Origin of the sequence: Terrisporobacter mayombei (assembly GCF_020748465.1) — a bacterium.
GTDB classification, from domain to species: Bacteria; Bacillota; Clostridia; order Peptostreptococcales; family Peptostreptococcaceae; genus Terrisporobacter; species Terrisporobacter mayombei.
Window position 1 is genome coordinate 575,726 of record NZ_JAHZMP010000002.1, and the last position, 15,324, is coordinate 591,049.

Here is a 15,324-nt window from a genome sequence, read left to right on the forward strand (position 1 = left end):
ATCACCTACACCTTTAAAATATTTTCAATTTCTTTCTTTAATTCATACTTCTCGCAATTTCTATTGTGTAAAATTTTAGCAGTTTTTAAATTTTTTATTGGTAATGGAATATTTGTATTAGTTTCTAAACTAAGATTTTCTAAAACATGAAACTCATCTAGATTTTCAATATTTTTATCTAAAGAAGATAATACGTCCTTGCTAAATTTATAAGGGCTTGCAGTAGAAACTATTACAGTAGCTATATCCTCAAAATTGTTTTTTCTGTATTTTTCATAGGCAGTATAAGCCACACACGTATGTGTATCTATTAAATAATTGTTTTCTTTGAAAACTTTATTAATGTTTTCTTTTATCTCATACTGTGTAGCAAATTCTCCATGGAAAGTATTTAAGTTAAATCTCATATTATTATCTATTTCATAAAAGCCTTTATTATTTAAGTCGTTTATTAGAGAATTCACTTTATTATAATTTCGTTTAGTAACTTCAAATAGAAGTCTTTCTAAATTACTAGATATTAATATATCCATAGAAGGAGACGTTGTTAGATGAAGAACCCTATTTCTATCGTATTTACCAGTGTCAAAAAAGTCATAAAGGACATTATTTTCATTAGAAGCACAAATTAATTTATTGACTGGCAATCCCATAAGCTTAGAGTAATAAGCTGCTAAAATATTACCGAAATTACCTGTAGGTACTACGAAATTTATCTTATCACCTAGCTTAATATGTTTATCTTTTACTAAATTTAAGTAAGAATAAAAATAATAAACAACTTGAGGTAATAATCGACCAATATTTATAGAGTTGGCAGAAGATAGTATATAATTATTTTTCAATAATAATTTATTAAATTCTTCATCATTAAATATATTTTTTACTCCAGATTGGGCATCATCAAAATTGCCATTTATTGAAACCACATAAGTATTATTTCCTTCTTGAGTTCTCATTTGAAGTTTTTGGATATTACTTACACCATCTTCAGGGAAAAAAACAATTATTTTAATTTGATCCAAGTTTTTGAAGCCTTCCAAAGCAGCCTTACCTGTATCACCTGATGTTGCTGTCAAAATAACTATTTCTTCTTTAATCTTATTTTTTTTTAGTGATTTTTCTAGAAGATGTGGCATTAGTGTCAAAGCCATATCTTTAAATGCACATGTAGGTCCATGATATAATTCTAAAAAATAATGATTATTAATTTTTTTAGTAGGTGCAATTAGTTTTGTGTCAAATTTATCATTATAAGCCTTATTAATACATGACTTTAATTCTTCTTCAGTGAAGTCATCTAAAAATAGTTTTAAAATTTCTAAGCATAGTTCTTTATAGGTAAGCCCAATAAATTTATTAAGTCTATCTTCTAAGTTGGGAAACTCTGTTGGCACATATAATCCACCATCTGAGCAAAGTCCGTTTACTATAGCTTTTGATCCCTTTATTTTTTCACTACATCCCCTTGTACTTATAAAGTGCATATTTGTACCTCCTCATAAAATTATGTTTTTTGCAATAAAAAAACTCCCATCCCTAAAAAAGGGACGAGAGTATATTCCCGCGGTTCCACCCAAATTGATTAAAAAATCCACTTGTTACATATAACGTATGTAAATCGTCTATTCTTACTAAAATCAAAAGATAACTTCAGAATGAAGCTCCTAGGTAGTTTTCAATATTTCTAATTAAGGAAATCTTTCAGCCGATGAATTTCCCTCTCTGGTAATCGATTAAAATTTACTCTTCCTAATCACAGCTTATTTATATTAAATTATTATAAATTCTAACTAAAGTATTTAAGTATGTCAAGAAAAATTATGAAATATATGGAAAATAATACTATTTAGACTAGAATGTTACAAAGTCTTAACTCTTTATAAAGTGAAAATATGGTATTATATTATTATCTTTAAAAGAAATCAACTAGTATTTTAATATAAAAAGAATTAGAATTCCTATTAAATTCATAAATTATTCATATTGGGGTATTATAATATTAAAAAAGGAGGAATTAATATGGCAATTGTACTTATTACAGCAGTATTAGTAGTTATAATGCTTGGATTATCATTTTTATCATACTTATCAGAGTCAAGTTTAATAGAAGAATAACTCTGAGCATAAAAAAAATAAAATAGTTTTATCTATTTAAATATATGTAAAAAGATTGATTTTTAATCAATCTTTTTTTAGTATTACGGATTACAATATATTTTACTTAAATAATAAATAATATAAAATATATAATCAAATTAAAAAGTTTTGAAATTAGACACAAGGGTATTAATGTTATATAAAATATATAATATAAGGAGAATAAAAATGAGTAAGTTAGTAAGAGTATGCCCTTCTTGTTCAAATGTTGATGTTGATAAATTAAAAAAAATAATTGGTGAGGAGAATGTAAAAATAGGTTGTGTAGGCGCTTGTAGAAAGGAAAAAGTACATTTTTTTGGTAGAATTAATGGAGCTTACGTTATGACAAAAAATGAAGAAGAGTTTTTTGACCAATGTAAATAAACTAGAGAAGTGGGATGATTTTTATCATCCCACTTTAAATATCTAAAGGTTTTGAACCTTGAAATTTAGGTTGTTGGCATATGTTTACTTTAATTAGACCCTTATCAATCATAGCATTAGTAGTAGGAATATTATCGAAAGAAATGCTTGTAACATTATTTTCTATACAGTCTTTAAATCCAGCTATACGTTCACTATGACACATTACATTTTTAGAACCACTTATAATACCTAAATTAACATCTCCATAAGTTATTATATTTAAAAGGCCAGCGGCTGTTTTTCCTGAATTGTAATAATTACTCCCTACATATGCAAGTCTTTTAGAATCTTTAATATCAGAGTTAAAAGTTACAATAGGGATACTCATATCATAAAGTTCATCGATTTCTATAATAACACGTTCATCATTAACACGTAAATGATGAACGTATTTATGATATTGTAAAGGAAATGGAAGAAGAACTTGGAGAGTGTAATAAAAAACCTGAAATACTAGAAAAGCTAGCGCAATATGAACGTACATTACTGAATTGGGTTGAAGAGCATAAGAGATCTCGTGAATTTGTTGCCATAGCAGGAAAGTGCTGGCCTGCATTTCAAACTCAATTTGCCTTTGTTCCTTGTTATGTTAATAGTCGTTTCACAGCCAAGGGAATTCCAATTTCTTGTGAAGTTGATATATACGGTGCTCTTAGTGAATTCATAGGCACAGTAGTAAGTAATGACACAGTTACTTTGCTAGATATAAATAACACAGTACCAAGTGACATGTATACTGAAGAAATAAAACCTATATATGAATATACATTAAAAGATACATTTATGTGATTCCACTGTGGGAATACTGCATCTAATAAATTACCTTTTTGTGAAATGAAATATCAAAAAATAATGGCCCGTTCCCTTCCAGAGGAAGTTATTCAAGGCACTTTAGAAGGGGATATAGTTCCTGGAGATATAACATTTTTCCGTTTAGAAAGTACATCAGATGCTATGCTTAGTGCCTATATAGCTCAAGGTGAAGTATTACCAGTAGCAAGTAGATTATTTGGATCAATAGGAGTATTTGCTATACCAGAAATGGGCAGATTCTACCGTTATGTGCTAATTGAAAAAAATTATCCTCATCACGGTGCAGTTGCTTTTGGTCACTTTGGAAAAATTTTATATGAAGTATTCAAATATTTAGGTGTTTGTGCAGAAGAAATAGATTATAACCAACCTAAAGGTGTTTGTTATAAAACGGAAAATCCATTTTGTTAGTTAAAAATGGGGAAGATTAATATTAAATTTTTTATATATACTGCAAATGTGGAAGATATTAAAAAGCAAATGATGCTGGAGTTATATGAGGTGTAACAACAAATCCATCTTTGTTTGCAGTAATATAACAAATGGTTAAACATCCGCTTACGGATAAAGAAATTGAAAGTTTCGAGAACACTATAAGAAAGTCTTTTGGAATAGTGAGATAAAAAAACAGAGATTAAATATAATCTCTGTTTTTTACTTATTATTGTCCTGAAGATCTTCTTCTCTTATTGTATTGAAGTCTTTCATGTTCGTTTAAATATTTCTTTCTAAGTCTTATAGAATCTGGAGTTACTTCAACTAATTCATCATCATCTATAAACTCTAATGCTTCTTCAAGAGTAAATGTTCTTGCAGCATTTAATTTTATGGCATCATCAGAACCAGAAGCACGAACGTTAGTTAACTTTTTGTTTTTAGTTGGGTTAACTATCATATCATCTTTTCTAGAGTTCATACCTATTATCATACCTTCGTATACATCTACACCTGGATCTACGAACATAGTAGCTCTTTCGCTTAAAGCAGCTAATCCGTAAGCCATAGTAGAACCGTTAGTTTGAGATATTAGCACACCGTTAGCTCTTGATGGTATTTCACCTTTATGCTCTTCATATCTAGCAAATGAACGAACCATATTACCTTCGCCACGAGTATCATTTATAAATTCAGATCTGTATCCTAAAAGTCCACGAGTTGGAGCAGAGAATTCTATTTTAACGAAATCTCCTTCTATAGACATGGCTTCCATCATGCCTTTTCTTAAGTTCATTTTGTTTATAACAGTACCAGAGTAAACTTCTGGACAGTTTATTATAACTTTTTCAATTGGTTCTACTAATTTTCCGTTTTCATCTCTGTGCATTAAAACTTCTGGTTTAGAAACACCTATTTCATAACCTTCACGTCTCATGTTTTCAAGAAGTATAGATAAGTGAAGTTCACCTCTACCTGATACTCTGTATCCGTCAGTTGTATCCATTGGTTCTACTTTTAAACCAACGTTAACTTCTAATTCTTTGTCTAATCTATCTTTTAAGTGTCTTGTAGTAACGAATTTACCGCTCTTACCAGCAAATGGAGAATCATTAACTAAGAAGTTCATAGAAAGAGTAGGTTCTTCTATATGTATCATTTCCATTGGTAAGTGATGACCAACTTCACAAATTGTTTCACCTATAGATATATCAGGTATACCTGCTATTACTACGATATCTCCTGAGTGAGCTTCGTCAACGTCAATTTGCTTTAATCCTTCATAAACAGAAAGTTTAGATATTTTTCCTCTAGTTACAACTTCTCCTGCTTTACAAACTGAAACTTGCTCTCCACTTTTTACAGTTCCTTTGTAAACTCTACCGATTCCAAGTCTTCCTACAAAGTTATCGTATGCAAGTGCAGAAATTTGTAACTGAAGGTGTTTATCATCGTAATTTGGGTAAGCTGAAGCATGTTCAACTATAGTTTCAAATAAAGGAGATAAGTCAGTAGAATCATCATCCATTTCTCTCTTAGCTATACCTTGCTTAGCTATACCATATATGATAGGGAATTCGCATTGTTCATCAGTAGCATTTAAGTCAACAAATAAATCGAATACTTCATCAACAACTTCTTCAGCTCTTTGATCTGACTTATCTATTTTGTTTATAAATAGTATTGGTCTTAAACCTAATTCTAAAGATTTTTGTAATACGAATCTTGTTTGAGGCATTGGTCCTTCAGATGCATCAACTAGTAATACAACAGTATCAACAGTTTTAATAACACGCTCAACTTCAGAAGAGAAGTCACTATGTCCTGGTGTATCTACTATATTTATTTTATAATCTTTATAGTTTATAGAACAGTTTTTAGAATATATTGTTATACCTCTCTCTGCTTCAAGGTCATTACTATCCATAACACAGTCTTTAACTACTTCGTTTGCTCTAAATACACCACTTTGAGATAAGAAAGCATCAACTAAAGTTGATTTTCCAGCATCAACGTGGGCAATAACAGCTATATTGATAATTTTATGTTTTGTTGTCATTTATTTAATTTTCCTTTCTAAAAAATAACTTACATAGTATATCATACCACAGTAAAAAAGTAAAATAAATTAAAGTCAAATTCTTACATCCTTATTAGTATTAACTTAATTCAAAAAAGAAAATCATAATTAAGTAATAATTATTATACATTTATGAAAACATGTACAGCCGATAAATGTATTATATTTAAAAAAGGTATTCTTTATGTAGTTTCCAAGTATTATCTTCCCATTTATATATGCAAATATTATCAAAGTCACAATAAAATTTAAAAGGAAATTGATTTACATAATTCCATAAATCAGTATATATATTTTTGATTTTCTTAGAACTTACAGTTACATGAAAAATTTTATTTTTTCCGTCCTTTTCGTTAAAGTTAATATAGTTAATTTTACTTAGTTCATCAATTAATTTATCATGTAACCTTTTACCATCATCACTCATATTTACTTTCATAAAAATTACTCTGTCATCAAAGTGATCATATCCATTTAAAATATAATTAGCTTTATTATTATTTTTAACAAAAGTTTCTAAGACATCTTCAACCTCTTTAATATTTTCTTCTTCAAAAGGAGACTTAATAGTAAAATGTGCTGGCAATTTTGAAGATTTTGCCTTGAATATTTCATAAACTTCTTTTCTTAGATTATTATTAAAATCTCCACACTCTCCCTTTACAACACTAACAATTACGTATCTCAATTTCATACCTCCAGAACTTTTTATTATTATAATATAAGATTTTGTAAAGATTATACAGTTATTTAAAGATAAAAAGTAGAATTGAAACAAATTTATGTTTGAAGTCATTATTAAAGTGATTTAAGAATACTTTGAATTATTTAATAATTAATAGCTTATTAGTTATTTGTATATATTAAAGTAAAGTAATATATTTATATGAATAATATTCACTGATTTGGGGGATTTCAATGGACGTAAAAATTGAAAAAGCTGCGATGAATTTGAGCAAACTAATCAAAATTGAATCTTTGTTAAAAATAAAGCGTATTATTGAATAAAAATTTCATCATAAATTCACATATGTATTATAATATAAAAGTAAAAATATTTATATTTTTTAACAATAAAATATAAATGATAGGTATTTAAGGTATATAAAATTATAGGAGTGATTAAATGAATACATCTATTTTGGTTATGGAAGATGATGTGAATATACAAGAATTAATAGTAGAGTTTTTAAAAGCAGAGGGCTATGATGTTGATTATGCCAGTGACGGTATAGAAGGAATACAATTATTTAAAAAAAAGGAATATGATTTAGTATTATTAGATATAATGATGCCAAATTTAGATGGTTATTCTGTATGTAAAATGATTAGAAAGAGTTCTAATGTGCCAATAATATTTTTAACTGCAATGAATGAAGAAAGTAATCAACTCAAGGGATTTGAATTAGAATGTGATGATTATATAACGAAGCCCTTTTCATTTAATGTTTTAATTCAGAGGGTAAAAGCAGTTTTAAGGCGTGGTAAAAGTAATTTAAGTAATGATTTTTTAACCTTTGAAAAAATAAAGTTAGATCTGAATACTTACTCAGTACAATTAGATGATAATAATATAGAATTGACTTTAAAAGAATTCAATATTTTAAAAACGTTAATAGAAAAATATCCTCAAGTAATAACAAGAGAGAGTTTATTAGATAGTATTTGGGGATACGATTATTATGGTGATACAAGAATAGTTGATGCTCATATAAAAAATCTTAGAAAAAAAATAAGCCTGCCATATATTAAAACTGTAAAAGGAATAGGTTATACTCTTGAAAAAGATATTGAAGTTTTGGAATAGTTTAAATATAAAATATAAGTTATTTACTATTACTTCAGGGCTTCTTATATTCTTAGCATTTATAGTTTATTTAACTTTATATTTTTTTATGCCAGCATATTATCACCAATATAAAATTGAACTATTAAAAAATAGTGTCAATTCCATTGTAGAAGACTCTAAGTTTTATGACTTGGAAGAGTTACAACAAAGGCTTTATTTTTTAGGGAAAAAACAAAATGTTGCAATGATATTAACAGATGATAAAGGATTTATTATTTTTGGCAAAAATGAACAACATATTACTAATAAGTATGCTGGAGACATTCCAATGTCTAATCAGATAAAGGAATATACAATAAGGGCGACTATAAAATTAAAAGATAGCCCTGACTTATATCATCTTGAGATTGCAATGCCACTTCAACCAATAGATGAGGCAAATACAGTACTTAGAAATATTTTGCCATTTATAATAATCTCAGCCTTTTTTATAGCTCTACTTGGAGCATATATTTACTCTAAGACAATAACAAAACCATTAATTGAAATTATTAATAAAGAAAGAGAAGAAGAACAAAAAAGAAAAGAGTTTATTGCAACTATTTCTCACGAATTGAAAACACCAATAACAATAATAAGTGGTCAATTAGAGGGAATGATATATAACGTAGGTAAATATAAAGACAGAGAAACCTACTTGCAAAAATCTTATGAATCTACTCAAGAACTAAAAGTATTAGTAGATGAAATGATGGAAATATCAAAGAATGAACTACAAGAAAAAGATTTAAAAATAGAGGTCATTAATTTAAGTGAAATGTTAGGTCAATTAGTAAACAGACAAAGTTATTTAATTGAAAATAAGAACTTAAACCTTGTGTATAAAGTGGAGGATAAATTATTTATAAAAGCGGATAAAGAAAAAATCATAAAAGTTTTAAATAACTTAATCAATAACGCTATTAAATATTCTCCTCAAAACGAAAAAATAATTGTGAAAGCATTCAAATCAAAAGCCAGTAAAACAGTAGTTCTAGAAATAGAAAATACGGGAGTTACAATTGAACAGAAATATTTAAGCGAAGTATTTAATCCTTTCTATAGAGTGGAAAAATCTAGGAATAGAAAAACAGGCGGCAGTGGATTAGGTCTTTATATAGTAAGTAAAATACTAAAAAGTCATAACCTTTATTACAAAATGGAAAGTAAGAAAAACTCTGTTTTATTTACTATTTATTTTTAGATAAATAATTTTCATAAATCAAGGGAAAATATATCTAAGAAATAAATAGGAGGCATGAATATGAATCTAAGAAATGATATGGAAAATATGAAAGGTGATTTGAAGAAAGGTTTAGATAAAGTAGGAGATGGAATGAAAAATACTGTTAGTAATATAGGTCAAGCAGCTGGAAAAATTACTAATGCAGTAAAACATACTACTATGGAACTTAAGGATGATATGACTGGAATGATGTCTGATGTTACTGATAAAGCTGACGGCATAAAAGACAAAATAGACGATGGAATGAAAAAATAATAAAAAGGAACCTTTTAAGGTTCCTTTTTATTATTTTGAAATAATTGTACTAATACAATGTAGGAATGATATGTATAATTATAATAAATATATAAAAGTGTATTATAATTATCTTGATAGAGTATAGAATTTGGAGGAGAGATAATGGAAAATACAAAACAACAAAAAACAAATGTATCATCTAAAACTAGAACATTGGTATCGGCAGCTTTATTTGCAGGAATTATATGTATTACAATAGCTTATTTTCTTCATATACCAATAGGAGGTAATGGTGGATTTGTTCATGTAGGTGATGCTTTTATATATTTGGCAGCAGTGCTTCTTCCTACACCATATGCAGCTTGTTCAGCAACAATAGGTGCTGGTATGGCGGATATACTTACAGGGTCAGCTAATTGGGCCTTAGCAACAATAATAATAAAACCAATACTTGTTTTATTTTTTACAAATAAAAGTAAAAAAATTATTAATACAAGAAATGTATGTGCAGCAATTATAGCAGGAATAGTAGGAACAGTTTTATATATGATAGCAGAAGGAATAATGTATGGAAGTTTTGTTAGTGCCTTTGTTTTATCACTGGTAGGGCTTGTTCAACCAATAGGAAGCTTTATAGTATTTGTAGTTATAGGTTTAGTATTTGATAAATTAAAAATAAAAGAAATGATAAAATAAACATAAAAATGGGGGAATTAAAAAATGACAATTTTATATGATTACAAAGAAAGTCTTTATGTTAATATAACAAACCAATGTCCATGTTCTTGTGTTTTTTGCATAAGAAAAGAAACGGATCATGTGGGAAACAGTGATAGTTTGTGGCTAAATCATGAACCTACAGTAGAAGAAGTAAAAGAGGAATTTAAAAAATTTAATTTAGAAAAGTATGATGAAATAGTATTTTGTGGATATGGTGAACCACTAGTAAGAATAAATGAAGTTATAGAAATTGCCAAATATATTAGAAGTATTTCTGATTTGAAAATAAGAATAAATACTAATGGTCTATCTGATTTGATTCACAATAAAAAAACAGCCATGTTATTAAAAGACAATATAGACTCTGTATCTATTAGCTTAAATGCACCTAATAAAACTAAATACAATGAAGTTACAAGACCTAAATTTGGTGAAAAATCCTTTGATGCATTACTAGATTTTGCTGCAGATTGCAAAGAGTATTTTGAAGAAGTAAACTTTTCTGTAGTTGATGAAATTAGTAGTGAAGAAATTGAAGAAGCACGAAAATTGGCGGATAAAATGAATATAGTCCTTAGAGTAAGACATAAAAACTAGATTAAAAATAGCTTATTGAAAAATAAGCTATTTTTTTATTGTAAAATATTATTTATTTGAAAAAATTACGAATTATTATTTGGTTTTGATAAAATATATTCGTAATTGTGTTGACATTATGATTTTTATATTTTAGAATTATACTTATAAAATGGTATTATATGGAAAAGATTATCTCTGTTTATATAATTGCTATTTCATATGAATATCAGAGTATAAAATTTGGGGATCAATTTATTATTAAATTACGGAGGTGTTTTGATTAATGCAAGTGGCGAAACAGGAATCAAATACTATGACAAAATTATTTCCTATTCTTGAAAATCAGGGAGTAGATATGAAAAAGGAGATAATGGCAGGGGTTACAACATTTTTAACTATGGCATATATTATAGCTGTTAACCCAAGTATATTATCAGAAGCTGGTATGCCTGCAGGAGCATTGGTAACAGGAACATGTTTAGCGGCAGCAATAGGATGTTTCTTAATGGGAATTATTGCAAATCTACCATTTGCCTTAGCATCTGGAATGGGTCTTAATGCATATTTTGCTTACACAGTAGTTTTAGGTATGGGAGTATCTTGGGAAGTTGCTTTAGCTGCAGTTTTCGTAGAAGGTATTATTTTTATAATTTTATCATTATGTAAAGTGCGTGAAGCAGTAGTAAATGCAATTCCAGTGAATATGAAATTAGCAGTATCTGGAGGTATAGGTTTATTTATAGCAATTATAGGTTTTATCAACTGTGGTCTTGTTGTGAAGAGTGATGCAACATTAATTGCTATGGGACATTTTACTCCAGCAGTTTTAATAAGTTGTGTTGGAATTATAATAATAGCAGTATTATCAAAGAGAAATGTTAAAGGTTCAATATTAATAGGCATAGTTGTTTGCTCATTAGTTGCTTGGGGTTATGCACTATCTAATCCAACAGCTGCAGCAGACCTTAAAATCTATTTACCTAGTGGAGTATTCAAGTTTGAAAGCTTAGCACCAATAGCAGGTAAATTAGATTTTAGCTATGCTACAAATCCAGCAAATTTAACTAACTTTATTTTAGTGCTTTGTACTTTCTTATTTGTTGACTTTTTTGATACAGTAGGTACTATAGTTGGTGTTGCTTCTAAGGCAAATATGATAGATGAAGATGGTAATGTACCTCATGTAGGTAGAGCGTTGCTTGCAGATGCACTTGCAACTACTATAGGTGCAGGACTTGGAGTTTCAACAGTTACTACTTATGTTGAAAGTTCAACAGGTGTAATTGAAGGTGGTAGAACAGGATATACTGCCATAACAGTAGGCGTATTATTCCTTGTAGCTATGTTTTTATCACCGATATTTATAGCAATACCTTCATGCGCTACTTCACCAGCATTAATATATGTTGGATATTTGATGCTTAGTACAGTGAAAAATATAGATTTTTCTGATATAACAGAAGGTGTTCCAGCGTTCATAACAATAGGCGCTATGGCATTTACTTATTCGATAGGTGATGGTTTAACACTTGGCGTTTTATCATATGTAGTGATTAATATGCTATATAATTTAATTGCACCAAAAGAAGAAAGAAAAAAAGTTTCGGCAGTAATGGTAGTCCTTGCAGTATTGTTTGTTTTAAAGCTTATTTACTTATAATATAAACAAAAAAGAAGTTAGTTGAAGAACTAATTTCTTTTTATTTATTAGATTTTGATATTAAATAATAAAAGCGTAATATATATGAGTATATTGACAATATAATTCACTATATATACACTTAAATTAATGGGTATTATAACTATACAATAGTTAAAAATACCCATTATTTATTAAATAATGGTTGTTTATGCAACTATTATAACTATGAAAGGAGGAGATTAGATATATGTCAAGTGAAAATATAATTCAAGAAAATAAAATGGGTACTATGCCTGTAAATAAATTAATTATAACAATGTCACTTCCAATGATTATATCCATGCTAGTTCAAGCACTATATAATGTTGTAGATAGTATTTTTGTTTCTCAAATTAGTGAAAATGCTTTAGCAGCCGTGTCATTAGCTTTTCCAGTTCAAAATTTTATGATAGCTGTTGGGGTAGGAACAGGTGTAGGTATAAATGCACTACTATCTAGATCTTTAGGTGAAAAAAAATTTGAAGAAGCAAATAATGCAGCAAACAATGGAATATTCTTGGCAGTCTTAAGTTATTTAGCTTTTTTAGTTATAGGCATATTATTTAGTAAATCTTTTTTTCAGTGGCAAACAGACATAAAAGAAATTGTAGAAGGTGGATATGATTATTTAATTATTTGTACCACTTGTTCTTTTGGTTTATATGGTCAATTAGTATTTGAAAAACTAATGCAATCTACAGGAAAAACAGTATATTCAATGATGACTCAGTTAGCTGGTGCAATAATAAATATAATATTAGATCCTATACTAATTTTTGGATTATTTGGTTTTCCTAAGATGGGTATAACTGGAGCAGCCATTGCCACAGTAATAGGTCAAATTAGTGGAATGAGTTTAGGTATTTATCTAAATAGTACAAAAAATAAAGAAATAAAAGTTAAGATTAAAGGCTTCAGGCCTAATCTTAAAACAATAAAAGATATTTATTCTGTAGGTATACCTTCAATCGTAATGGCATCTATAGGATCAGTTATGACTTTTGGTATAAATAAGATTTTACTTGTATTTACTTCCACAGCAACTGCAGTATTTGGAGTATACTTTAAATTACAAAGTTTTATATTTATGCCTGTACTTGGTATTAATAACGGTATGGTTCCAATTGTATCATATAATTATGGAGCCAAGCATAAAGATAGGTTGATGAAAACTGTAAAAATAAGTATTATTTATGCAATAATAATAATGATTATTGGTTTATGTATATTTCAAATTTTCCCAAAACAATTATTAAGTTTATTTAATGCATCAGAAGAAATGATAAATATTGGTATTCCAGCCCTTAGAATAATTAGCCTTAGTTTTTTATTTGCAGGATACTGCATAGTTGTATCTTCTATGTTTCAAGCTCTTGGCAATGGAGTAATGAGTTTAATTGTATCAATAGGCAGACAGTTAGTTGTATTACTTCCTGTAGCATATTTGCTATCTAAAACAAACAATTTAAATCTTGTATGGTGGGCTTTTCCTATTGCAGAGTTAGCATCTGTGCTTTTAAGTATTATAGGGTTTAAATATGTATATAAAAAGGAAATACTGCCATTAGTTAAAAGTGAAGAAAATTTAAATGAGGAAAATAATAAAGTTAGAATTATAGAATGTACAAATGAAAATTAATATTTAAATGAGTAGTAATATTTTTATATTATTGCTCTTTTTTTATTATAAGAAGGTTATATATATTAGGTTAATATGCTTAAAAATAATTTCTAAGGGTAATTTTAATTTATATGCAAGATATTGTGGTATAATAAGTATGGAAAAGTTCAAATAGAACATATTTATAATATCTTAATTTAATAATTAAAATATATTAATTGTATATATTACTAGAAATATATAAAAACAAAGGAGACAAAATGAGAGAAATAGAATTATTAGCCCCCGCTGGTGATTTAGAAAAACTAAAAATAGCGTTTGAATATGGAGCAGATGCTGTTTATATAGGTGGAGAAATTTTTGGAATGAGATCTGCAGCAAAAAACTTCACTAAAGAGAATATGATAGAAGGTGTGAACTTTGCTCACGAAAAAGGTAAAAAAGTTTTTGTTACTTGTAATATAATACCAAGAAGTGAAGACTTACAAGTACTTAAAGACTATTTATTAGAATTAGAAGAAATTGGAGTAGATGCTGTAATAGTATCAGATCCTGGTGTATTCAAAATAGTAAGAGAAACTATACCTAACATGGAAATTCATATAAGTACTCAAGCAAGTACAACAAACTATGTGGCTGCCAAGTTTTGGTATAATAAAGGTGCTCAAAGAATAGTAACGGCAAGAGAGTTGTCCTTTGAGGAAACGAAAGAAATAAGAGAACATATTCCAGAGGATATGGATATAGAAGCCTTTGTTCATGGTGCAATGTGTATGTCTTATTCAGGAAAATGTACAATAAGTAACTACACAACAGGAAGAGATGCCAATAAAGGTTCATGTGCTCAATCTTGTAGATGGAAATATACCTTAATGGAAGAAAATAAGGGTGAATATACTCCTGTTGTAGAAGATATTGATCCAGAATTCTTCTTCAATACAAAAGATTTATGTATGATAAAATATATACCACAAATTTTTGAAAGTGGAATAACTTCATTAAAAATAGAAGGAAGAATGAAAACAGCTTATTATGTAGCAACAACAGTTAGAGCTTATAGAATGGCAATAGATGAGTATTACAAAGATCCAGAAAATTGGAAGTTTAATCCTATTTGGCTAGAAGAACTAAAAAAAGGAAGTCATAGAGATTATTCTACAGGATTTTTCTTAAATAGACCCGATGAAAATTCTAATAACTATGAATCAGCTTCTTACATAAGAAATTATGATTTTATAGGATTAGTTAAAGGTTATGAGGAAGAAACAGGATTATATATAGTTGAACAGAGAAATAAAATGTATGTAGGAGATAAAATTGAAGTTATAGGACCTTTTAAAGACACTATGTTTACTACAATAGAAGAAATGTATGATGAAGAAGGAAGTCCAATAGAGTCTGCTCCTCATGCAAGGCAAATAGTTAAAATGAAGGTTGGAATAAAGTTAGAGAAAAACTATATATTAAGAAAGCCTACAGAAAAAGCAAGAATATTATAGATATATATTAAGGAAGT

At 28.1% G+C, this 15,324-nt stretch carries 14 protein-coding genes, 1 pseudogene and 1 other annotated feature; of the genes and pseudogenes, 11 read left to right on the top strand and 4 right to left on the bottom strand.

Annotated elements, in window-relative coordinates; translation table 11 throughout:
- Positions 1 to 5 precede the first annotated feature (5 nt).
- Positions 6 to 1,487 (bottom strand): threonine synthase, encoded by a 1,482-nt coding sequence (gene thrC, locus K0039_RS09255; protein ID WP_228104768.1) that lies wholly within the window; start codon positions 1,485 to 1,487, stop codon positions 6 to 8.
- Between the two features lie 56 nt (positions 1,488 to 1,543).
- Positions 1,544 to 1,769, bottom strand: a binding site (T-box leader).
- A gap of 559 nt (positions 1,770 to 2,328) precedes the next feature.
- On the opposite strand from thrC, the gene K0039_RS09260 reads away from it, so the two are divergent.
- Positions 2,329 to 2,526, top strand: coding sequence for a YuzB family protein (locus K0039_RS09260; protein ID WP_228104769.1), 198 nt, complete (start codon positions 2,329 to 2,331; stop codon positions 2,524 to 2,526).
- A 34-nt stretch (positions 2,527 to 2,560) separates the two neighbouring features.
- Here K0039_RS09260 and K0039_RS09265 read toward each other — a convergent pair whose 3' ends face one another.
- Positions 2,561 to 3,052: a substrate-binding domain-containing protein gene (locus tag K0039_RS09265; RefSeq protein ID WP_228104770.1), complete on the bottom strand. Its 492-nt coding sequence runs from the start codon at positions 3,050 to 3,052 to the stop codon at positions 2,561 to 2,563.
- Between K0039_RS09265 and K0039_RS22440 the strand changes: the two genes are divergently transcribed.
- Both K0039_RS22440 and K0039_RS22445 read left to right on the top strand, forming a co-directional pair.
- Positions 2,980 to 3,357: a hypothetical protein gene (locus K0039_RS22440; RefSeq protein ID WP_331476736.1), complete on the top strand. Its 378-nt coding sequence runs from the start codon at positions 2,980 to 2,982 to the stop codon at positions 3,355 to 3,357. The genes K0039_RS09265 and K0039_RS22440 overlap by 73 nt on opposite strands.
- 12 nt (positions 3,358 to 3,369) lie before the next feature.
- A pseudogene (locus K0039_RS22445) lies at positions 3,370 to 3,792 on the top strand (hypothetical protein); the annotation flags it as partial.
- A gap of 250 nt (positions 3,793 to 4,042) precedes the next feature.
- Here K0039_RS22445 and typA read toward each other — a convergent pair.
- Positions 4,043 to 5,875, bottom strand: coding sequence for a translational GTPase TypA (typA, locus tag K0039_RS09275; RefSeq protein ID WP_228104771.1), 1,833 nt, complete (start codon positions 5,873 to 5,875; stop codon positions 4,043 to 4,045).
- A gap of 187 nt (positions 5,876 to 6,062) precedes the next feature.
- Positions 6,063 to 6,590: a 2'-5' RNA ligase family protein gene (locus tag K0039_RS09280; protein WP_334302532.1), complete on the bottom strand. Its 528-nt coding sequence runs from the start codon at positions 6,588 to 6,590 to the stop codon at positions 6,063 to 6,065.
- 432 nt (positions 6,591 to 7,022) lie between these two features.
- On the opposite strand from K0039_RS09280, the gene K0039_RS09285 reads away from it, so the two are divergent.
- The 8 genes from K0039_RS09285 to K0039_RS09320 all read left to right on the top strand — a co-directional run bounded on the left by K0039_RS09285 (position 7,023) and on the right by K0039_RS09320 (position 15,307).
- Entirely contained in the window at positions 7,023 to 7,703 is a 681-nt protein-coding gene (locus tag K0039_RS09285; protein ID WP_228104773.1) for a response regulator transcription factor, read from the top strand.
- Complete coding sequence (locus K0039_RS09290; protein WP_228104774.1) at positions 7,687 to 8,928, top strand: sensor histidine kinase; 1,242 nt, start codon at positions 7,687 to 7,689, stop codon at positions 8,926 to 8,928. Before K0039_RS09285 ends, K0039_RS09290 begins: the two co-directional genes overlap by 17 nt.
- Before the next feature lie 60 nt (positions 8,929 to 8,988).
- Positions 8,989 to 9,225: a hypothetical protein gene (locus tag K0039_RS09295; RefSeq protein WP_228104775.1), complete on the top strand. Its 237-nt coding sequence runs from the start codon at positions 8,989 to 8,991 to the stop codon at positions 9,223 to 9,225.
- 144 nt (positions 9,226 to 9,369) lie between these two features.
- Positions 9,370 to 9,903: a TIGR04002 family protein gene (locus K0039_RS09300; protein ID WP_228104776.1), complete on the top strand. Its 534-nt coding sequence runs from the start codon at positions 9,370 to 9,372 to the stop codon at positions 9,901 to 9,903.
- Positions 9,904 to 9,927: 24 nt separating this feature from the next.
- Entirely contained in the window at positions 9,928 to 10,524 is a 597-nt protein-coding gene (locus K0039_RS09305; protein WP_228104777.1) for a TIGR04100 family radical SAM protein, read from the top strand.
- A gap of 265 nt (positions 10,525 to 10,789) precedes the next feature.
- Entirely contained in the window at positions 10,790 to 12,166 is a 1,377-nt protein-coding gene (locus K0039_RS09310; protein ID WP_228104778.1) for an NCS2 family permease, read from the top strand.
- Between the two features lie 229 nt (positions 12,167 to 12,395).
- The gene (locus K0039_RS09315) at positions 12,396 to 13,826 is read left to right on the top strand and encodes an MATE family efflux transporter (RefSeq protein ID WP_228104779.1); all 1,431 of its coding nucleotides are present in this window, start codon (positions 12,396 to 12,398) and stop codon (positions 13,824 to 13,826) included.
- A gap of 242 nt (positions 13,827 to 14,068) precedes the next feature.
- Entirely contained in the window at positions 14,069 to 15,307 is a 1,239-nt protein-coding gene (locus tag K0039_RS09320) for a peptidase U32 family protein (protein WP_228104780.1), read from the top strand.
- The last annotated feature ends 17 nt before the right edge of the window (positions 15,308 to 15,324 follow it).